Annotated in this window: 24 protein-coding genes; 21 read left to right on the top strand and 3 right to left on the bottom strand. The window is 31.8% G+C overall.

Going from position 1 to position 19,116, the window contains the following annotated elements; all coding sequences use genetic code 11:
- The first annotated feature begins 6 nt into the window (after positions 1-6).
- The 17 genes from AC3ITQ_RS11505 (at position 7) to uvrB (ending at position 13,461) form a co-directional block, all read left to right on the top strand.
- Complete coding sequence (locus tag AC3ITQ_RS11505; protein WP_489234400.1) at positions 7-489, top strand: GyrI-like domain-containing protein; 483 nt, start codon at positions 7-9, stop codon at positions 487-489.
- Positions 490-501: 12 nt separating this feature from the next.
- Positions 502-942, top strand: coding sequence for a DinB family protein (locus tag AC3ITQ_RS11500; RefSeq protein WP_489234399.1), 441 nt, complete (start codon positions 502-504; stop codon positions 940-942).
- Between the two features lie 82 nt (positions 943-1,024).
- Positions 1,025-1,687, top strand: a complete 663-nt coding sequence (locus tag AC3ITQ_RS11495; protein ID WP_489234398.1) for a thiamine diphosphokinase — start codon at positions 1,025-1,027, stop codon at positions 1,685-1,687.
- A 199-nt stretch (positions 1,688-1,886) separates the two neighbouring features.
- A complete protein-coding gene (locus AC3ITQ_RS11490) occupies positions 1,887-2,261 on the top strand; it encodes a hypothetical protein (protein WP_489234397.1) in 375 nt (124 codons plus the stop codon).
- A 162-nt stretch (positions 2,262-2,423) separates the two neighbouring features.
- Entirely contained in the window at positions 2,424-3,014 is a 591-nt protein-coding gene (locus tag AC3ITQ_RS11485) for a hypothetical protein (RefSeq protein WP_489234396.1), read from the top strand.
- Positions 3,015-3,246: 232 nt separating this feature from the next.
- On the top strand, positions 3,247-3,681 hold the full coding sequence (locus AC3ITQ_RS11480; RefSeq protein ID WP_489234395.1) for a hypothetical protein: 435 nt from the start codon (positions 3,247-3,249) through the stop codon (positions 3,679-3,681).
- 181 nt (positions 3,682-3,862) lie between these two features.
- Positions 3,863-4,570, top strand: coding sequence for an EF-Tu C-terminal domain-related protein (locus AC3ITQ_RS11475; RefSeq protein WP_489234394.1), 708 nt, complete (start codon positions 3,863-3,865; stop codon positions 4,568-4,570).
- Between the two features lie 161 nt (positions 4,571-4,731).
- A complete protein-coding gene (locus AC3ITQ_RS11470; RefSeq protein ID WP_489234393.1) occupies positions 4,732-5,340 on the top strand; it encodes a hypothetical protein in 609 nt (202 codons plus the stop codon).
- Between the two features lie 195 nt (positions 5,341-5,535).
- A complete protein-coding gene (locus tag AC3ITQ_RS11465; protein ID WP_489234392.1) occupies positions 5,536-6,147 on the top strand; it encodes a hypothetical protein in 612 nt (203 codons plus the stop codon).
- 154 nt (positions 6,148-6,301) lie between these two features.
- Positions 6,302-6,868: a DUF7677 family protein gene (locus AC3ITQ_RS11460; protein ID WP_489234391.1), complete on the top strand. Its 567-nt coding sequence runs from the start codon at positions 6,302-6,304 to the stop codon at positions 6,866-6,868.
- A gap of 170 nt (positions 6,869-7,038) precedes the next feature.
- Positions 7,039-7,512 (top strand): hypothetical protein, encoded by a 474-nt coding sequence (locus AC3ITQ_RS11455; protein ID WP_489234390.1) that lies wholly within the window; start codon positions 7,039-7,041, stop codon positions 7,510-7,512.
- Positions 7,513-7,541: 29 nt separating this feature from the next.
- A complete protein-coding gene (locus AC3ITQ_RS11450) occupies positions 7,542-8,255 on the top strand; it encodes a hypothetical protein (protein ID WP_489234389.1) in 714 nt (237 codons plus the stop codon).
- A gap of 140 nt (positions 8,256-8,395) precedes the next feature.
- Positions 8,396-8,959 carry a hypothetical protein gene (locus AC3ITQ_RS11445; protein WP_489234388.1) on the top strand — a complete coding sequence of 188 codons (564 nt, stop codon included), beginning with the start codon at positions 8,396-8,398 and terminating at the stop codon, positions 8,957-8,959.
- 124 nt (positions 8,960-9,083) lie between these two features.
- Complete coding sequence (gene rlmF / locus AC3ITQ_RS11440; RefSeq protein WP_489234387.1) at positions 9,084-10,055, top strand: 23S rRNA (adenine(1618)-N(6))-methyltransferase RlmF; 972 nt, start codon at positions 9,084-9,086, stop codon at positions 10,053-10,055.
- Positions 10,056-10,115: 60 nt separating this feature from the next.
- Positions 10,116-10,355, top strand: a complete 240-nt coding sequence (locus AC3ITQ_RS11435; protein WP_072975852.1) for a uroporphyrinogen decarboxylase — start codon at positions 10,116-10,118, stop codon at positions 10,353-10,355.
- A gap of 74 nt (positions 10,356-10,429) precedes the next feature.
- Positions 10,430-11,374 carry an alpha/beta fold hydrolase gene (locus AC3ITQ_RS11430; protein WP_489234386.1) on the top strand — a complete coding sequence of 315 codons (945 nt, stop codon included), beginning with the start codon at positions 10,430-10,432 and terminating at the stop codon, positions 11,372-11,374.
- Positions 11,375-11,469: 95 nt separating this feature from the next.
- Positions 11,470-13,461, top strand: a complete 1,992-nt coding sequence (gene uvrB / locus AC3ITQ_RS11425; protein WP_489234385.1) for an excinuclease ABC subunit UvrB — start codon at positions 11,470-11,472, stop codon at positions 13,459-13,461.
- On the opposite strand, the gene AC3ITQ_RS11420 is transcribed toward uvrB, so the two are convergent.
- On the bottom strand, positions 13,458-13,859 hold the full coding sequence (locus tag AC3ITQ_RS11420; protein WP_072976048.1) for an excinuclease ABC subunit B: 402 nt from the start codon (positions 13,857-13,859) through the stop codon (positions 13,458-13,460). The genes uvrB and AC3ITQ_RS11420 overlap by 4 nt on opposite strands.
- 55 nt (positions 13,860-13,914) lie before the next feature.
- Between AC3ITQ_RS11420 and AC3ITQ_RS11415 the strand changes: the two genes are divergently transcribed.
- The 4 genes from AC3ITQ_RS11415 to AC3ITQ_RS11400 all read left to right on the top strand — a co-directional run bounded on the left by AC3ITQ_RS11415 (position 13,915) and on the right by AC3ITQ_RS11400 (position 17,426).
- A complete protein-coding gene (locus AC3ITQ_RS11415; protein WP_489234384.1) occupies positions 13,915-14,718 on the top strand; it encodes an alpha/beta hydrolase in 804 nt (267 codons plus the stop codon).
- Between the two features lie 25 nt (positions 14,719-14,743).
- Positions 14,744-15,754, top strand: coding sequence for a dipeptide epimerase (locus tag AC3ITQ_RS11410; protein WP_489238871.1), 1,011 nt, complete (start codon positions 14,744-14,746; stop codon positions 15,752-15,754).
- A 5-nt stretch (positions 15,755-15,759) separates the two neighbouring features.
- Positions 15,760-16,791 (top strand): aminotransferase class I/II-fold pyridoxal phosphate-dependent enzyme, encoded by a 1,032-nt coding sequence (locus tag AC3ITQ_RS11405; RefSeq protein WP_489238869.1) that lies wholly within the window; start codon positions 15,760-15,762, stop codon positions 16,789-16,791.
- Between the two features lie 176 nt (positions 16,792-16,967).
- On the top strand, positions 16,968-17,426 hold the full coding sequence (locus tag AC3ITQ_RS11400; protein WP_489238867.1) for a DUF1456 family protein: 459 nt from the start codon (positions 16,968-16,970) through the stop codon (positions 17,424-17,426).
- Positions 17,427-17,576: 150 nt separating this feature from the next.
- Here AC3ITQ_RS11400 and AC3ITQ_RS11395 read toward each other — a convergent pair whose 3' ends face one another.
- Complete coding sequence (locus AC3ITQ_RS11395) at positions 17,577-18,284, bottom strand: LytR/AlgR family response regulator transcription factor (RefSeq protein WP_489238865.1); 708 nt, start codon at positions 18,282-18,284, stop codon at positions 17,577-17,579.
- A 3-nt stretch (positions 18,285-18,287) separates the two neighbouring features.
- Entirely contained in the window at positions 18,288-19,109 is an 822-nt protein-coding gene (locus tag AC3ITQ_RS11390; RefSeq protein WP_489238863.1) for a sensor histidine kinase, read from the bottom strand.
- Positions 19,110-19,116: the final 7 nt, after the last annotated feature.

The raw sequence follows: 19,116 nt of genomic DNA, 5'->3' as shown, positions 1-19,116 counted from the left end.
CAACAAATGGAGGCCCACATTAAAATTTTAACCGAGAAAAAATTAATAGGTAAATATATAATCATGTCTTTTATGGAAAATAAAACCTTTCAATTATGGAGCGGTTTTATGCCAAGACGAAAAGAAATAAAAAATACAGTCGATTCTAATTTATATTCGCTTGAAATTTTTCCACAGGATTATTTTGATAATTTTGATGCTAACAGAACATTCCAAAAATGGGCTGCTACTGAAGTAAAAGATTTTGATACACTACCAGCTGAAATGGAGTCCTTAATTATTCCAACCGGAATATACGCTGTTTTTTTACATAAAGGTCCGGCCGCTGAAGCGCATCAAACTTATCATTCTATTTTTGCAGAATGGCTTCCTAATTCTGAATATACAGTAGACGACAGACCACATTTTGCTGTAATGGATGAAAGATATAAAAAAGACGATCCTGATTCTGAAGAAGAAATCTGGATTCCTATAAAAAACAGACCTTAAAACAAAAACACCATGCTAACCGAAACTCTAAAATCACTTTTTAACAGAGATCTCAATAAACTAAAAGTCGAAATAGAATCCTATGAGAGCGAAAGTCAAATTTGGGCAATTAACAAAAACATTTCAAATTCGGCTGGAAATCTTTGTTTACATCTTATCGGAAATATTAATACTTATATTGGAAGCGAATTGGGAAAAACCGGTTATGTTCGAAATCGTCCTTTAGAATTTTCTTTAAAAGATATTCCAAAATCAGAATTAATCAGTAATATTGACGATACCATTTTAGTAGTAAACAATACGCTTGATTCTTTGACTGAAGCTGATTTAAAAGCTATTTATCCTCAAATCGTTTTCGAAAAAGAAATGACAACCGAATTCTTTTTGGTACATCTTTCTACACATTTAGCTTATCATCTAGGTCAAATCAATTATCACCGTCGTCTTATTTAATTTTAGATTTTAGATTCCAAAAAAAATCCGAAATCTAAAATAGTACCCGTACCTTTGCACCACAATAAAAAAACAATTCAGCATGTCATCACACCATATAGTTCGCGACGATCAGGAACCTGCTTTAATCATTGCCAATGGAGCCGCCTGCAATCCTGAATTATTGGGACAACTGTTAGAATGGTCACCGCTTGTTGTTGTTTTAGATTCGGCTATCGAACGCGTTATTGAATTAGACATAAAAGTCGATGTACTACTGGGAGATTTTGATCGTGGTTTCGATCCTGAAATCTATAAAACGTCGCAATACCCTATCGAAATTATACATGCCCCAGATCAGGACAAAACGGATTTAGAAAAAGCTTTCGATTATTTAATTGACAGAAAAATTCCTGCCGTTAATGTAGTTTGGGCTACCGGAAAACGTGCCGATCATACGATTACTAATCTTACCAATATTGTGCGTTATCGCAATTTACTCAAAATTGTAATTCTGGATGATCACTCCAAAATATTTTTATTACCCAATAAATTTGAGAAATGGTATACTGCAAAAACGCCTATTTCTTTGATTCCAATTGGCGTTGTAAATGGAATTTATTCCACCAATTTAGATTATCCTCTGCAAAATGATACACTCACAATGGGCTATAGAACCGGAAGCAGTAATGCTGTTGCGCAAGACGGACTTGTGACGATTACGCACAACAATGGCGATTTGTTGTTGATGGAGTGTATTGATTAAATTGTTTTTTTGAGTATTCCTATTACACAAGTCCGTTTAATAAGTTATAAAGAATTATCTATATATTTGGTTTAAATTAAAGTATGAAGTCTGTCATTCTTATCTATCCAAAATTGGGTGGCCTTGTATGATTTTGTCATACCTATATACAATATACAAATTGGAGGTACTGCCCTAAAAACGAGTTAAAATCACAAATATGAATTGGAAAAACATCCTAGTATATATTTATTTCATTGTTGTACTTTGGACAATTCCATTTTTAGTAAATTTTATTGTAGAAAAATTAAAGGGAGATCATGGTGACCCTATGCTTTTTATGATAATTTTTTTGCTATTAGGAGTAAATATTATATTTTCTCACATAAACGCAAAATGTAAATGGTGGAAAAAAATTGTGTTTGCTGTAATTATAGTTGCGCTAAGTATTTCTTTATCTGCTCTTCTGGTTCGATTAGATATTTTACCTTTCTATGATCCTTATGGAATAATGACATGGATTTTTGGGAATGGAATTTTTACTGTGATTTTATGGAAAATAATTCTTCATACAAGAATCTTAAAAGAAATATAAAGATCACCTCCAAGACACATTTTGCGTTATTTTAGTTTTAGTGGAATTACCATTTTAATTCGTATTTTCGTTTAACTAAAATACTCGTTTTCATAATTTCCAAACACTGGAAAGCGCGAGAATGTTGCGTACAATTTATTCGAAAATATCTAATTCTTAACAATGAAGAAACTGACCACAATCATTCTATTTTTCTCATTAAATGTATTTTCTCAGCCTAACGAATCTCGTATTAATCGACTACGAAGCGAGACAATTATAGACAATCAAGATAAAGCAGTATTTGATTTATTAGAGGAATTTTATACCCAAGGCTTACAATCAGAATTGGGTGAATTAAATCCAAACACGCAAAAAAAAATTGATAAACTATATAAAAATAAAAACACTAAAAACAGACATTTACTGTTGATGTTTATCGCGTACCAGGATCACATAACTCAAACTTTGGCTGTTGGGAAAAGGCCAAATCCTAAATTTCAAGTAGAGTTAATGACTGACTTAGCATACGAATTTCAAAATATTTTTAATAAAACCCCTGCAATAATCTACATCTATAATTTTGAGGCTTTAGACACAAGTGGACAAAATGAGGAAGCAGCGAAAATTATTGATAAAGGATTAAGTGATTATCCAGATTCTGTTCCTCTTAAAATCTATAACTTTTTAATTTCAAAAGATGAGACAATAAAAACTGACTTGGTTAACAATCATTCAAATCATTGGATGGTAAAGCAATTTGAAATAAAGTAAACAACACGCAAAACAGCTACTACAACGGATTTGCGCAATAGACATAATGGAAAGTTAGTTTTGTATTTGGAATATTTGGCAAATCCGAATAATGAGCTTAATTTAGTCCCAAACTGCTTGTAGCGCGGGAACGTTATGCGATATTTTGCCTAAAAAAACGCTGAAAATGAAATTAAACTCTATAATTTTTAACATACTCTTTTTTTCATCGCTCATGTTGAATTTTATCAATTTGAAACTTTATGAAAAAACAATTATTCCAATAGAGATTATATTGGGAATCTATGCAATCGGTATTTTGTTTTTTGTTATGTTTAAGAACAAACTGAAAGAAATAAGTCCGTGGAATGATTTTAATAATTTTGTCTTTAGTTTTTTAGTTGTTGGAAGTTATTTAACCATATTATTTTTAGGAGCAAATTATAGTTTTGCTAATAAACAAACCAAATGGAAAACGTATGAAATTGTAAGGAAAACGGAAATCAATGGCGGAAAATACAGCAGAAAAACTCCAGCTGTAATTATTAGTACCGAAAACAATGACACTAAACGAATTGAATTTAAAAGAAATTTAAAAAACAAAGTTGCTTTTTCAAATTCGTTGGAACTAACATTATCAAAAGGGTTGTTCAATTTTTATATAATTAGAAATGCAGAACTTAAATAAAAACATCGCATAACACACGCTACAATCAATTTGGGCATTTGGCTTAATTTAAAGATAATATTGTATTTGGAAGATTAGGCAAATCCGAAGATAAGGCTTAATTTAATCCCAAACTGCTTGTAGCGCGGGAACGTTGTGTGTTATTTTCGAGCGACAGAAATCCGAAAGAAAAACTCAAAAAATGAAACTTCCAAATCCAGAAATTGAAGCAGAAATTTATTATTTAACCGAAGATGAAGGCGGAAGAAAAACAGCAGTGAAAAGTGGTTATCGTGGACAATTCTATTATAACGGAAAAGATTGGGATGCACCACAAGAATTCATTAACAAAGAGATTTGTGAACTTGGCGAAAGCGTAAAAGTGTATCTAAAAACTTTAAGTTCAGATTTTCACATAGGAAAGTTTAAAATAAATCAAGAATTTGAAATACGAGAAGGAAATAAAACTGTTGGCAAAGGAAAAATAACAAAAATATTAAGAGAAGATTTTAATTATTGGGATGGAAAAACATTTCTAAACTTAATTAATGGAAATATTAAACCTTATTCAGAACCAGAGGATTTATGTGGTTTCAAAATAGATTTTGAAGGTTATTTAGACCAAACAGAACTTATTGGAAATATTGAATTTGAAATGACTGAAAATCTTGAATGTATGATGTTAGTAAAATGCAAATTAATTGACGAAAATATTCAACCAAGAGATATAGCGTATAAAATTATAGACTGTTGGAAATCAAAATTAGCAACTTCAAATCAACTTTATAAAGTTGAAATAGAAAATAAATATAATTCAAAGAAAAATCAATTAGAAATGGAAAGATTGGAACTAACCTTCGCAACTTGGCATAAAATTTATTTAACAGGGAAAATAATCATAACTAAATAAAAAAAACAACGCACAACAGCTACAACGGATTTCGGCAATTGGCTTAGTGGACAGTTGGTTTTGCATTTGGAATGATTTGGCAAATCCGAAGAATGGGATTAATTTAGCCGCAAACACGCTGATTACCAAAACATTATAAACAAGGCTAACAAAAGACAACGATGAAACTAAAAGACATTTTTTCTGATATTAAGACAAAGGTTTTTGTTGTTACAGACCAAAACGATGAGAATGAACTTAATTGGACTATTGAGCCAACAAACTTTCATTTATTACCAGAAGAAGAGAATTATTATTTCGTAAAAGCAAAGCAAGTTTCTACCAATAAAACAACCGACTGTTTCATTGGAATAATGACACCTGAAAGAATTGCAGAAATAATAATAAAAAGAAATATAATTAGACAGACAAAAGTTGAGAGTATTTATGACCAAAAACAGACAATAATTCCAGCAGTTGCATCTGAATGTTATGGTAATTATGAATTGTTTTACGCAAAAGAAAACCCTCAAATTGGCATTGTCATATTGAAAGACGGGCTTACAAAATCGACAAATAAAAACGTTGTTTCAGAAGACCTTGGCTATATTCTTCGTGACGAAAAACGAACAAAAGAAGCTATTGAAGCATTTAAAATAAGTGAAGAATTTGGATCTTCTTCCGAATATACTTTTTGGGAACTATCCGAACTATATGCCGAAATAGGACTAATTGAAAAACAAAGTGAATACAAACAAAAGTTTAAAGACAGTGGTGGAATTGAACTGTAGGCGAATAAGCCCTACCCATAACACACGCTACAAGCAATTTGGGCAATTGGCTTAATGGAAAAATTGGTTTTGTATTTGGAAGATTTGGCAAATCCGAAAGATAACGCTGATTTAGCCCCAAACTGCTTGTAGCGCGAGAACGTTAGCCGTCAGTTTACCAAGAACCAAGAAGAATTCAACAACTTAAAGCAACAAATGAAAATATTTACTCTATCAATTCTACTTATATTGTTTGCTTGCAAGAATAATAAAGATGAAAATCAAATTGAATTTAATAAGCAAAAGGAGAATTCAAAAGTAGAATTGCTTTTAAAAAATGAATTAATCAAAAATCAAAATTTTGCATTAAAAAAACTTAAGCTAAAACCCATAAGCGAATTAAATTCAAAAACATTACGCATATGGAGATTTCCTGGTGGAGGTGCAATCTTTGAAGAAATTTATGAACTTAACATAGATGAAAAAGAACTGAAATTATACTCATATTTAACAAAAGATGTAAATGCAGTTGAATCAAAAGAATTATCAAAATTAGAATATCAAAAAGTAATAGAAAATAAGGAATTAGTCGAAAAACTAATTAAATTTTCAGATGAAAAATCATTATTAAAATATAAAAATAGTGAAGAATATTGCGAAAATTATTTAGGCTGTGGAGATTCATTTTTAGTTGAATATAAAGACCTTTTTAAACAGAACACTTTTAGTCTTAATAATGGAATTAAGAAATGCTCTAATAAAAACACAGAAAAACCAAAAGAGTTATTATACTTAATTGAAAGAGTAATATCAGAATATAGTAAATAATAAAAACCGAACGGCTAACAGTCACTACAACGGATTTGGGCATTTGGCTTAATGGAAAAATGGTCTTGTATTTGGAAGTTTTGGCACAACCGAAAGATTGCGCATTTTTAATCCAAAACCCACTGATTACCAGTACGTTAGAAAACATTTAGACATGAAACTTACTACACGACAAAAAAGCAGCATTAGACACTTTGTTTTTTATTTAGTTAATGGGACATTGGATTTTGACTTACTTAATAACCAGCTAAGCAAAGGCAATTATCACGAACTGCTGCAAAACTCACCTGAAATATTTTATAAAACTTGCTGTGTATTTATAAACCAAGAATATAAATTATCACCAAAATGGCCAAGTGAAAAATTAGGTCGCTTCATTTATGATTTAATTGAATCAAATAATACAGAAATCAAAAGCAATTTTGAACCATGGGAGTTAAACTTTGAAATTTCAGGAGACAATTTACCTAACGCATTTAAAAAATTCGCAAAATGGTTTACCGAATTTTCAGTTATCGAAGGAGTTGGATTTGCTTATTATATGAAAGATGGAGCGACATTTAATGAACAGTGTTTCGCAATTTGGTCCAATGTTATTGAATTTGAATACGGAGAAGCTATCAACTCTGAATATACAAAGACGCGAGTGATAGAATACATGAAATCATATTACATTGGATACAACGATAAACTTGAGGATTGGGAATGTGAGCTACATTAAAATAAACGTTTGCTAACAGCCGTTTCAAGCAATTGCGAGTTTTGTAGTAAGTACACGTTTGCGTTTCGCAAGAATTTTTATCTTTAACAGAAAATAATCCGGTACGAATTTCGCAACTGCGTGAAGCGGCAGAACGTTGGCAGTAATTAACCCGCAGAAACAAGAATATCATGAAAATTAAAATCTTTTTCACACTTTTATTTAGCTGTTTATTAATTAGTTGCGACGGAACTTTGGGCGGTTTTGATAATAGAAATTTTGTGACACCAAAACAGAATATTGAAAAAGCTTTAGATACTTTATTTTCAAAAAATCCAGAACTTAAAATTCCAGAAAAATGGAAAGAATATGATAATTGGAAAAAAATTGGATACGATTTTTTAGATACAAGGATATTTTATTTTCAATCAGAACCTGAAGAAATGTATTATGTATCATTTGTTGGGAATGGAAAAGAAAAACAGGACGAAAATGGGCCGACTATACTAGCTGTTCGTGCTGTATTGAATGAAAAGTATAAAAAATGGCTCAAAGAAGAAGACTTTGAAGATGATGAAAAAGAAAGAATTGAAAAAAGATTTGACACCGAAATAATTAACAAGTTAGAAAAATATTCTGGAGTAAAAGCAACTAAACAAAATTAACTACTGCCAACAGCTGTAATTTTAGAAAAATGGTAGATAAGAAAGATATTGAAAAACTAATTATTCAAAATAAAAAAAGCAATCTTATAACTCACTTTAAAGATTCGCAATCGTATAATACTACCAAATACAGTGGAGAAATTAGAAATAATGAAATATTAATTTGGAGATCTGCATACTTTATTAGAGGTGTCTACCCAATATTTCATTTAACTTTTGACCAAAATAATAAATTGAAGGAAATCAAAATGGAAAAAAATCCATTTAATATTTTTTTGGACAGAGTAACTATCGTGGTATTAATTATATTAATAGTAACAGTATTTATTTCAACTAACTTGATAACTACAATTTTTGCAATTCTTGCGCTTACTTTAATTGGATTTTTAATGCGATTACTTCTTTCAAAATCTAAAATATTTGAAACTAAAATTTTGATTGAAGAATTAAAAACAACAATAAATAATTTAGAAGGATTAAATAATTCCAAACAGAAAAAAGACCAAAATCTAGAAAATGAAAAAGTTAATGAATGGACTTTTTCAAAGATAATGTCAAGGATTCTAATTTATCCATTTTGTGTGATTCTTATATGGTTATCGTTTACACTTATGATACCAGAAGGAAAAATTATAGCAGGAATATTTGCAATCATTGTAGGTTTAGCATATCCAATTTCTGACTTGCTCATAATAATAAATAAAAAAATTACAGTTAACAGCTACAACGGATTTAGGCAATAGATTTAATTGGAAATTGATTTTGTATTTAGGATGATTTGGCAAATCCGAAGAATGGGCTTAATTTAGTCCCAACCCCATTTTTAAGTAGTAGAACATTGGGCGACAGGTTACAAAAATAATGACCTTATAAATACCAACAAATGAAGTACAAATTATATAAAAACATTTTCTTATTATTTACTTTGTCTTTCTTATTCATAAGTTGTTGTTATAATGGATTATATTCAAAAAATGGTCATTGCAGAAAAAAAATACATGACTATAAACTTAAAAACACAAAAATAGATAACATCGATACTTTAGCTGTCTATAAAGAAAAAATAAATTTTGCTATAAATAGTATTACAAAAGAATATGTTTTCTTTGAAAAAAATGATGACAATAGTTATCCATATGTAAGCTACTTAAAATTTTATTCTAATAATAAAGTTGGAATATTTTCAATTGCCAAATCTGACACTTTGAAATTAACCAGAGAGTATTTTAACCCAAGCAAAGCTACAATGGGTTATTATTTTATAGAGGGAAACAAAATGAAAATAAAATTTTCAATAGTTTTTCAATGTAGTCATCAAATATTAAGGAAAAAAGCAACCATAAATAAAGACTCAATAACAACACTTCAATCGGGACATTCAGGAACAATTTATGAAAAACTTAATATCCCTATAGCATATTTAGAAAATTGGAAACCGGATTGGTAGAAATAAATGAGAAAAAACGATTGTCCATCAGCCACTAACACTGATTTGAGCATTTGACTTAATTGAAAGCTTGACAAAATCTTTTCTAAAAAAGGAATGACTATCTTTGCACCAAATTTACAAAATGAAAGCAACAGACAATTCTGAAAAAAACAATTTACATCCTCGAAATCTTCATCGTTCACGCTATGATTTCAAACTTCTTATTTCAAATTGTCCTGAATTAAAATCGCATGTTGCCATTAACCATCATGGAATAGAAACTGTTGATTTTAGTAATCCTGTTTCTGTAAAAGTTCTTAATAAGGCTTTATTGCAAACCTATTATGACATTGAAAATTGGGACATTCCCAGAAATTATCTTTGTCCTCCAATTCCCGGGAGAACCGATTACATACACTATTTAGCCGATTTGTTAGCAGAAACCAATAACGGAATAATTCCTTTGGGTTCAGATGTGCTAGGTTTAGATATCGGAACAGGTTCCAATTGTATTTATCCCATTTTAGGGAATGCTATTTACGACTGGAGTTTTGTTGGAACAGATATTGACAAAAAGGCCATCGAAAACTGCAGTAAGATTATCGAACGAAATCCAAAACTAATTGATGCGATAAGTTTACAATTACAAATAGAATCTCGTTTTATTTTCAAAAACATAATTACTCCCGAGGATCGTTTTACTTTCACAATGTGCAATCCTCCTTTTCATGCATCAGCTGAAGAAGCGAATAAAAGTACGTCAAGAAAAGTCTCCAACCTAAATCCAAAGGAAAAGAAAAATACAAATCCGGTTTTAAATTTTGGAGGTCAAAAGGACGAATTATGGTGCAATGGCGGTGAAATTGGTTTTGTAACCCAAATGATTTACGAAAGTGCCAAATATGCTATGCAATGTCAATGGTTTACTACTTTGGTTTCTAAAAGAGAAAATCTTTCGAGCATTTATAAAACACTAAATAAAGTAAACGCAGCATCCATCAAAACGATCGATATGGCTCAGGGCCAAAAAACAAGCCGAATTGTAGCCTGGACATTTTTAAGCGAAGCACAGCAAAAATCGTGGAAAATTCAAAACGTTGATTTTCAGCAATAAAACTTGATATTATTATTTGCTTTTGGTAGATTTGATTGTAAATCATTTAATATCAAAAGCATGGCAGATTATATTGGTTACCTGGCGTCCGTTTTTATTGTGGGAGGTTTTCTATTGAAAGACCTTAGAACAATCCGATTTATTAATCTCTTTGGATGTATTTGTTTTGTCATTTATGGCATCTTTTTAAAAGATTATAGCGATGTTAGTCAATGGCTGTTGCCGGTTATTATTCCTAATGCTATTTTGGCTGTCGTGCAGCTTTATCATTTAACTGTAAAAGACCCTAAGAGATTGTAATTCTGATACATTAAAACAAAATTCTAATACTTTATCTGTATTATTCTCAGTACCTTTAAGGTAAATTGAATTTTATGAATACACCAAAAATATGCTTCAGAATCGCCCTATTATTATTACTTGTAAGTTGTGCTTCTTCTAAAAAAGCAAAATTCGAAGATTACGTTTTTGAAACAAAAACCGAAAAACAAGCTTACCTCACTTCCTATGATAAAGCTTTAAAACTTTGGGAAATTCCGTATACAGAAGAAAATATTAAAACCAGTTTAGGAACTGCACATATCATTATGGCCGGTCCGAAAAATGGAAAAGATCTTGTTCTACTGCATGGAATGGACGCCAGTTCTACCATGTGGTATCCAAACATTAAAGCTTTAGCCAAAAACCATCGTATTTATGCGATAGACTTTTTGATGGAACCGGGAAAATCTAATTTAACAGCAAAACCACTTTCGCGTGAGGAAATGGTAATTTGGTACAATGAAATTTTCACACATTATAAATTAAAGAAATTTGATATCGTTGGAGCATCCCGAGGTGGCTGGATTGCAACTTTACTGGCAACTCAAAAAGAAAATAATATTGATAAAATAGTATTATTAAGTCCGGCACAAACCTTTAAATTTATTGATAAGGTCGGAAAAACAAGTAATGCCTTAATGCTGAAACTTTTCCCTAGCGAAAAGAAATTCACTAAAACCCTAACAACATTTTCAACACATTCAGAAAAAATTAGCCCCATTTATAAAAGACAATTTTATCTGGCTAACAAATATGCTAAATCAAATTCAAGCATGCTGAAAATGATGCCTTTTTCCGATGATGAATTACAATCTATCAAAAATCCGGTTTTAGTTTTAATAGGAGATCACGATGTCATCAATTCTGATGAAAGCTTAGAAAGAGCACAGAAATATTTAATCAAAAGTAAAACTCAAAAAATAACTGATGCGGGGCATTTTTTAAGTATTGATCAGTCTAAAATCGTGAACGATGCAATGGTTAATTTTTTAGATTAATTTAATACTCTAATGACTCTTAACGAGGTATTTTATCTTTTAAATCGAATTCAAACTTTGTATCTTTACAAAACTAAACTTTTCATCAGTCAAAAATGAATTTCCAGGTATCCTCAGAATATAGTCCAAAAGGTGATCAGCCACAAGCAATTGAAAAACTAGCACAAGGTGTTCGTGATGGCGAAAAATATCAAACTTTATTAGGAGTTACAGGATCCGGAAAAACATTTACAGTTGCTAATGTTATTGAGGAAGTTCAAAGACCGACTTTAGTTTTAGCACACAATAAAACTTTGGCAGCGCAATTATATTCGGAATTCAAACAGTTTTTCCCCAATAATGCGGTTGAGTATTTCGTTTCTTACTACGATTACTATCAGCCTGAAGCTTTTATGCCTGTAACGGGTGTTTTCATCGAAAAAGATTTATCTATCAATGAAGAGCTTGAAAAGATGCGTTTGAGCACCACTTCTTCCCTACTTTCAGGCAGACGTGACATTTTGGTTGTCGCCTCAGTTTCTTGTCTGTATGGTATTGGAAATCCCGTGGAGTTTAAGAAAAACGTAATTGAAATACATAGAGACCAGGTCATTTCACGAACTAAGTTATTACACAGCTTAGTACAAAGTTTATACGCCAGAACGGAAGCCGATTTTAATCCCGGAACATTCAGGATTAAAGGCGATACGGTAGAAGTATATCCAAGTTATGCCGACGATGCTTTTCGAATTCACTTTTTTGGAGATGAAATCGAAGAAATAGAATCTTTCGATGCGAAGACTTCACATGTCATTGAAAAATTCAAAAGACTGACCATTTATCCTGCCAATATGTTTGTAACTTCTCCTGAAGTACTGCAAGGCGCAATTTGGGAAATCCAACAAGATTTGGTAAAACAAGTTGATTACTTTAAAGAAATAGGAAAACATCTGGAAGCAAAACGTTTGGAAGAACGTACTAATTTCGATTTAGAAATGATTCGCGAATTAGGTTACTGCTCCGGAATTGAAAATTATTCGCGTTACCTTGATGGTCGACAAGCCGGCACAAGACCTTTCTGTCTCCTTGATTATTTTCCAGACGATTTTTTAATGGTTGTTGATGAAAGTCACGTAACCGTTTCTCAGGTTCATGCTATGTATGGAGGTGACCGCAGCCGTAAAGAGAATTTAGTTGAATACGGTTTCCGTTTACCGGCCGCTATGGACAACCGACCTTTGAAGTTTGAAGAATTCGAGGCTTTACAAAATCAGGTTATTTATGTTTCTGCAACTCCGGCCGATTATGAATTGCAAAAATCGGACGGTATTTATGTGGAACAAATCATTCGCCCAACAGGGTTATTAGATCCGGTTATTGAAGTAAGGCCGAGTTTGAATCAGATTGATGATTTAATTGAAGAAATTCAGGTTCGTTGTGAATTAGATGAAAGAGTTTTAGTAACGACTTTAACCAAAAGAATGGCCGAAGAACTGGCTAAATATTTAACCAAAGTAAACATTCGTTGCCGTTATATTCACTCCGAAGTTGATACATTAGAACGTATTGAAATCATGCAGGATTTGCGTAAAGGTATTTTTGATGTTTTAATTGGAGTTAACTTACTGCGTGAAGGTCTGGATTTACCTGAGGTTTCGCTTGTTGCTATTTTAGATGCCGATAAAGAAGGTTTTTTACGAAATCACAAATCGTTGACCCAAACTATTGGTCGTGCCGCAAGGAATCTTAACGGAAAAGCAATTTTATATGCTGATAAAATGACAGGAAGTATGCAGAAAACGATTGATGAAACCAATTATCGCAGAACGAAACAAATTAATTTCAACGTTGAAAATAATATCACGCCTCAAGCTTTAAACAAGAAAATCGACAGTGCGTTTACTAAGAACCCATTAGTAGAATATGAATTAGGACATACTTTGTCTATCGCCGCAGAACCGGAAACGGCTTATTTATCTAAAGCAGAATTGGAAAAAATGATTCGTGAGAAACGAAAATCAATGGAAAAAGCTGCCAAAGAATTGGACTTTTTACAAGCGGCAAAATTGCGTGATGATATTAAAAAACTACAGGAACAATTATCTTAATTATGTTGTTCCTGAAAAACTCTCAATAAAAGTTTAGGGTCGATCATGGCATTAGGTGCTTTTTTCATCAAATCTAAAACTCTTTTTACAGCTCCTGGATTCAAACCCATTTCAATGGCAATTTGTTGTATTCCTTTTGCTTCTTTTTCATGCAAAATTCCATCGCAATGCATAATTAAAGCCAGTCTGTAAAACTGCTGAATGCGCTGAAACTCTGATTTTATAATTTGTTTTGTATGTTCCTGATGAAACAAATCATTAAAAACATCAAAATCAATATTTAATTCCTGGGCAACAAGCCACAAAAAATCATACTCTCTTTTGTGCAATTTTCCATCAACGGTAGAAAAAGTTATCATTTCTAAAAGTAAACTTCTCTTTTCTGCTTCTGTATTCATCAATTTATTATTTTTAGCTAAAATATTGCTGTCAAATTTAAACACAAAAATACTAATGATTAGAGGATTATTCTTTTTTATTTTTCTGTGGATGATCTCCATAGGATATGCACAGCAAAGTACGGCTTCAAAAAATGTATCGACTTTTACGATAGAAGCTCCTCAACTCAAAACCACCAAGAAAATCTGGATTTATTTACCTGAAGGATATTCGGCTTCAGCCAAGAAAAAATACAGTGTCATTTATATGCACGATGCTCAAAATTTATTTGACGCCAAAACCTCTTATGTTGGTGAATGGAATGTTGATGAAAAACTAGACAGCCTTAAAGCTCCTGTTATTGTCGTAGGAATTGAACACGGAAATGACAAACGAATTGATGAATTGACGCCTTTTAAAAATGAAAAATATGGTGGTGGAAATGCAGACAATTATCTTGATTTTATTGTAAAAACATTAAAACCTTATATCGACAAAAATTACCGAACTAAAACCAAAGCCAAAAATACTACTATTATGGGAAGTTCACTTGGAGGTTTGGTTTCTTACTATGCAATCTTAAAATACCCTGAAGTTTTTGGAAATGCAGGCGTTTTTTCGCCTTCTTTTTGGTTTTCCAATGACATTTATACTTATACAGAACAAGCTCCAAAAAATAAAACCCGAATCTACTTTTTATGTGGCGACAAGGAAAGTGACGATATGGTAGCAGAAATGAAAAAAATGGAAACGCTTTTAGATCGTAATCGCTGTTATTGTCTACATCTGACGAAATCGAAGGTTGTAAAAGGCGGTGAACATAATGAAAAACTCTGGCGCGATAATTTTGTAAACGCAGTTCTTTGGCTTGGCTATTAGAATAAAATTAAAACATCATTCAATCATGAAACTAATCTTAAGAGAGTATAATTTAAAACTCAAACATACTTTTACCATATCAAGAGAATCAATTGATTTTCAGCCTTCACTTATTGTAGAATTACAAAGTGACGGCTTATCGGGTTTTGGTGAAGCTACTTCAAATCCCTACTACAAAACTACTGTTCCGATGATGATAGAGGATTTGGAAAGATTTAGAAGTACCATTGAATCTTCTGAAAATGAAACTCCAGAGGTCTTTTGGGGAAAAATATATCCGTTTTTAAAACACGATATGTTTGCTTTGTGCGCTCTGGATTTGGCTTATAACGATTTGTATGCTCGTAAGAAAGGTAAAAAACTATACGAATTATGGAATTATACGACGGAAAGAAACCCTTTAACTGATTACACCATAGGGATCGCTTCTATAGAAAAAATGGTTTCTAAAATGCAGGAATTGCCGTGGCCGATTTATAAAATTAAGCTGGGAACAAAAGAAGATATCGCGATTGTAAAAGAACTTCGCAAACACACTGATGCTATTTTTAGAATTGATGCCAATTGCGGCTGGGGCGTTGAAGAAACGATCAATAATGCAGTTGAGCTAAAAAAACTAGGAGTCGAATTTCTGGAACAACCCATGAAAGCTGACAATTGGGAAGCACACAAGGAAGTTTTCAAACATTCCGTTTTGCCTATAATTGCAGATGAAAGCTGCATTATTGAAGAAGATGTTTCCAGATGTCACAATCACTTTCATGGCGTAAACGTGAAATTAGTAAAATGCGGGGGATTAACTCCCGGGAAAAGAATGATTGAAGAAGCCAAAAAACTCGGATTAAAAACTATGGTGGGTTGTATGACCGAATCAACTGTCGGAATTTCAGCGATTGCCCATTTATTACCTCAGCTGGATTATGTTGATATGGACGGTGCCTTGCTTTTAGCAGAAGATATTGCAACCGGAGTTACTATAAAAAATGGTGTAATCTCCTATTCTGAACTTAACGGAACCGGTGTAACTTTACTCTAACCAAAATGAATGTCAATCAATTTCCAGATCGAATTATCGAAATCGACCAAGAGCAATATTTGTATTTTGGCGGAACAGCTTATTTAGGTTTATCAACAAATAAAGCTTTTCAGGAATTGGTTGTAAAAAATATTCTGAAATGGGGAACTACATACGGAAGTTCCAGAAACGCAAATGTAAAAGTTACGGCATATGAAAACGGCGAAACTTTTTTAGCAAATTACATTAGAGCGGAAGCCGTTGTTACAGTTTCTTCAGGAATGCTGGCCGGAAAACTTGTCGTTGATGAGTTAAAAAAACAGACCGATACTTTCTTTCATTTTGATGATGTTCACACAGCGATTCAGGCAGACAATAGTTTATCCGTTTTTGTTGATGGGAAAATCAATTCCAGATTATTGGATGATAAGGAAGAAAAAATTACGATTCTTACTGATGGAGTTCCTTCTTTTGAAACCAATGCGATTGATTTAAATGTTTTAAGAGAAATTCCAAAACACAAAGAAATTACGTTGTTAATTGATGAATCCCATTCTCTTGGAATTTTAGGTCAAAATGGCTGCGGAATTTATTCTGATATCAATCTTCCAATAAAGAGGAAAATAATGGTTTCTTCATTAGGAAAAGCCTTCGGCCTAACCGGAGGCGTAATTGCAGGTGACGCCTCTTTTATTGAGAAAATAAAGAAATCAGAAATCTTTGGTTCTGCTGCCGGAATGAATCCTGCGTTCGTACAGACTTTGGCAGATGCTTCTGAAATATATACGAAGCAACATCAAAAATTACTTAAAAATCTTGTTTATATAGACCAAAAACTGATCAAAAGCGATTCAATTAAATTTGATAAAAGTTATCCTTTAATTTACCTGAAAAATAAAAATGTCATTGAAATATTAAAAGAAAATAAAATCATAATCGCGAGTTTCAAATACAAGCAAAATGCAGATAATCTCAATAGAATTGTGGTTACGGCGAACCATCTACAGGAAGATTTAGATAAATTAATAAATCTTTTAAACAGCAAAAATACTCACTAAGTAAATTTTAATACTGAATTAATCTCACGCAAAGTCGCAAAGAAGCAAAGGTGGGATTGTTTTACTTGGCGACTTTGCGACTTTGCGTAAAAATATCAACAGTCTTTACCTATAATTCTAAATCTAAAATTGCCTTCTAATTGCTTTTAAACCGTACCTTTGTAAAAAATTAAACGATGACGAATAACGATATCCTAAAAAAACTGCGCGTGGCTTTGATGCTCCGTGATGATCAAATAGTTGAAATTTTAGAATTAGTAGATTTTAGAATTACAAAATCAGAATTAGGAGCTTTTTTCAGAGCCGAAGATCATGAAAATTACATGGAATGTGGTGATCAGGTTTTGCGTAATTTCTTAAATGGATTAGTAATTCATTTAAGAGGAACCAAAGAAAATCCTAAAAACCCGAATGATGTTTTAGCGAAACATAAAGCTGAAATTCCGAAGAAAGACAATACTAAAGAAAGACCTGAATTTAAAGCAAGTCCAAAAGATGCTGAAAGAGGAAGAGGCGACAAAGCACCTTCTAAAACGGGTCCAGCAGCTAAAAAACCTTTCAAGAAAAAGCCTGCTACACCTAAAATACAGGTTGTAGAAAAAGTGGTTTATAAAAACGGTAAGAATAAGAAATAATTAATAGCTCGAAAGTTTAACCGCAACGGGCGCTAAGGTTCACGCAAAGTTCGCAAGGCTATATTGATATATAAAGCTTTGCGAACTTTTGCGTTTATATTAAACCTTACAAATTAAAATCTTTGCGCTCTTTGCGGTTAAATGATTTGTTTACATTTTATTTTGATCAATTCTCTCAAAGAAAGCATCTTTAAAAGTTGCTCCAATTGGTAATTCTTTCGCATTAATAAAAACCGAAAAACTATCTGTTGATTCAATTTGTTTTAAGGCAATCACATAAGATTTATGTATTTGGATAAAATCCTTTCCAGGTAATGATTCTATTACATTTTTTAAAGAAGAATGTGTAATGATTTGCTGCTTTAAAGTATGAATACAAACGTAATTCTGAAGGCTTTCCACGTACAAAATCTCCTCCAAAAACAACTTCTGGAACTTATTTTTACCATCTGTTTTAACGAATATAAAATCAGACGAGTTACTATTAGATGAAACCTCCTTTTTTGGTTCTGTATTTAATTTAGAAACTGCCTGATAAAAGCGTTCAAATGAAATTGGTTTTAATAAATAATCAACTGCATTTAACTCAAAACCTTCTAATGCAAAATCAGGGTATGCCGTTGTAAAAATGACTTTTATATCTTTTGAAATGATTCTGGAAATTTGCAAACCGGTCAATTGAGGCATTTGAATATCCAAAAAAATAACATCTACAGTTTGCGTGTTTAAAAATTCCAATGCTTTTAAGGAATCATTAAAAACGGCTGCTTTTTCTAGGAAATTTACTTTTCCAATATAGTTTTCGAGAATACGCGTTGCCGGAGGCTCATCATCAACAATAATACATTTTAAAGCCATAAATTATATTTTTATCGGTATTTTTAAGTAGGCTTTAAAGGTATTATTTTCTTCCCTTTTTTCAAGTACAAATTGGTCTTTATACGTGTATTCTAACCTTTTTGTCAGGTTCTCAAAACCAATTCCGGTTGAAGAATAATTTTCACCTTCAACATTATAATTAAAAGTTGAAATTTCTAAAAAATCCTCTTTTATACGAATTGAAATAACTGCTTTTTCTTTTTCATTATTAAATTTTCCATGCTTAAAAACATTCTCTACAAAATGAATTAATGCCGACGAAAGAATCTTTTCATTCGAATAATTTCCTTCAATAATAAAATCCAAAAACAACTGATCTTCAAATCGTTTTTTCTGTAAATGAATATAATTCTGTACGAACTGAATTTCTTTTAAAAGCACCGCTTCATCTTTGTCTGTTTCTGTAATGACGTAGCGAAGCAAATCGGAAAGAACCAAAATGTCTGCCGCCATTTCATCCTCTTTTAAAATAAGCTGACTGTAAAAAGAATTCAATGTATTAAACAAAAAATGAGGACCAACCTGTGCTTTCAGCATTTGAAATTCCGCTTTTTTGTTTTCTAAAAGTAATTCCTGATTTTGTCGCTGTGAACTATGAAATTGCCAAAACAAATAACTCAAAGCACTAAAAATTACGGCAGGTAATCCAAAAAAGAAATTATCACGCACGTAGTAGGTCAATTCTCTGGACTTTTCACTATAATTATGTATTCCAATAATCTGAAAAACAATAATTTCCTGTAAAAAATAACGGACTCCGGCAAAAATTAGTAATGAAACGGCAATGCTCAAAAAATAGAACAAAATCCTT

This window comes from Flavobacterium sp. KH_001, from assembly GCF_057840745.1.
This window is presented reverse-complemented; position numbering and strand designations above follow the sequence as displayed.

Coding starts and splice junctions, on each gene's coding strand:
- AC3ITQ_RS11505 (WP_489234400.1), top strand. CDS start 7: ATGGAGGCCCACATTAAAATTTTAACCGAGAAAAAATTAATAGGTAAA.
- AC3ITQ_RS11495 (WP_489234398.1), top strand. CDS start 1,025: ATGTCATCACACCATATAGTTCGCGACGATCAGGAACCTGCTTTAATC.
- AC3ITQ_RS11445 (WP_489234388.1), top strand. CDS start 8,396: ATGAAGTACAAATTATATAAAAACATTTTCTTATTATTTACTTTGTCT.
- AC3ITQ_RS11395 (WP_489238865.1), bottom strand. CDS start 18,284: ATGGCTTTAAAATGTATTATTGTTGATGATGAGCCTCCGGCAACGCGT.
- AC3ITQ_RS11435 (WP_072975852.1), top strand. CDS start 10,116: ATGGCAGATTATATTGGTTACCTGGCGTCCGTTTTTATTGTGGGAGGT.
- AC3ITQ_RS11430 (WP_489234386.1), top strand. CDS start 10,430: ATGAATACACCAAAAATATGCTTCAGAATCGCCCTATTATTATTACTT.
- AC3ITQ_RS11475 (WP_489234394.1), top strand. CDS start 3,863: ATGAAACTTCCAAATCCAGAAATTGAAGCAGAAATTTATTATTTAACC.
- rlmF (WP_489234387.1), top strand. CDS start 9,084: ATGAAAGCAACAGACAATTCTGAAAAAAACAATTTACATCCTCGAAAT.
- AC3ITQ_RS11460 (WP_489234391.1), top strand. CDS start 6,302: ATGAAACTTACTACACGACAAAAAAGCAGCATTAGACACTTTGTTTTT.
- AC3ITQ_RS11490 (WP_489234397.1), top strand. CDS start 1,887: ATGAATTGGAAAAACATCCTAGTATATATTTATTTCATTGTTGTACTT.
- AC3ITQ_RS11405 (WP_489238869.1), top strand. CDS start 15,760: ATGAATGTCAATCAATTTCCAGATCGAATTATCGAAATCGACCAAGAG.
- uvrB (WP_489234385.1), top strand. CDS start 11,470: ATGAATTTCCAGGTATCCTCAGAATATAGTCCAAAAGGTGATCAGCCA.
- AC3ITQ_RS11485 (WP_489234396.1), top strand. CDS start 2,424: ATGAAGAAACTGACCACAATCATTCTATTTTTCTCATTAAATGTATTT.
- AC3ITQ_RS11500 (WP_489234399.1), top strand. CDS start 502: ATGCTAACCGAAACTCTAAAATCACTTTTTAACAGAGATCTCAATAAA.
- AC3ITQ_RS11455 (WP_489234390.1), top strand. CDS start 7,039: ATGAAAATTAAAATCTTTTTCACACTTTTATTTAGCTGTTTATTAATT.
- AC3ITQ_RS11420 (WP_072976048.1), bottom strand. CDS start 13,859: ATGAATACAGAAGCAGAAAAGAGAAGTTTACTTTTAGAAATGATAACT.
- AC3ITQ_RS11470 (WP_489234393.1), top strand. CDS start 4,732: ATGAAACTAAAAGACATTTTTTCTGATATTAAGACAAAGGTTTTTGTT.
- AC3ITQ_RS11400 (WP_489238867.1), top strand. CDS start 16,968: ATGACGAATAACGATATCCTAAAAAAACTGCGCGTGGCTTTGATGCTC.
- AC3ITQ_RS11415 (WP_489234384.1), top strand. CDS start 13,915: ATGATTAGAGGATTATTCTTTTTTATTTTTCTGTGGATGATCTCCATA.
- AC3ITQ_RS11465 (WP_489234392.1), top strand. CDS start 5,536: ATGAAAATATTTACTCTATCAATTCTACTTATATTGTTTGCTTGCAAG.
- AC3ITQ_RS11450 (WP_489234389.1), top strand. CDS start 7,542: ATGGTAGATAAGAAAGATATTGAAAAACTAATTATTCAAAATAAAAAA.
- AC3ITQ_RS11410 (WP_489238871.1), top strand. CDS start 14,744: ATGAAACTAATCTTAAGAGAGTATAATTTAAAACTCAAACATACTTTT.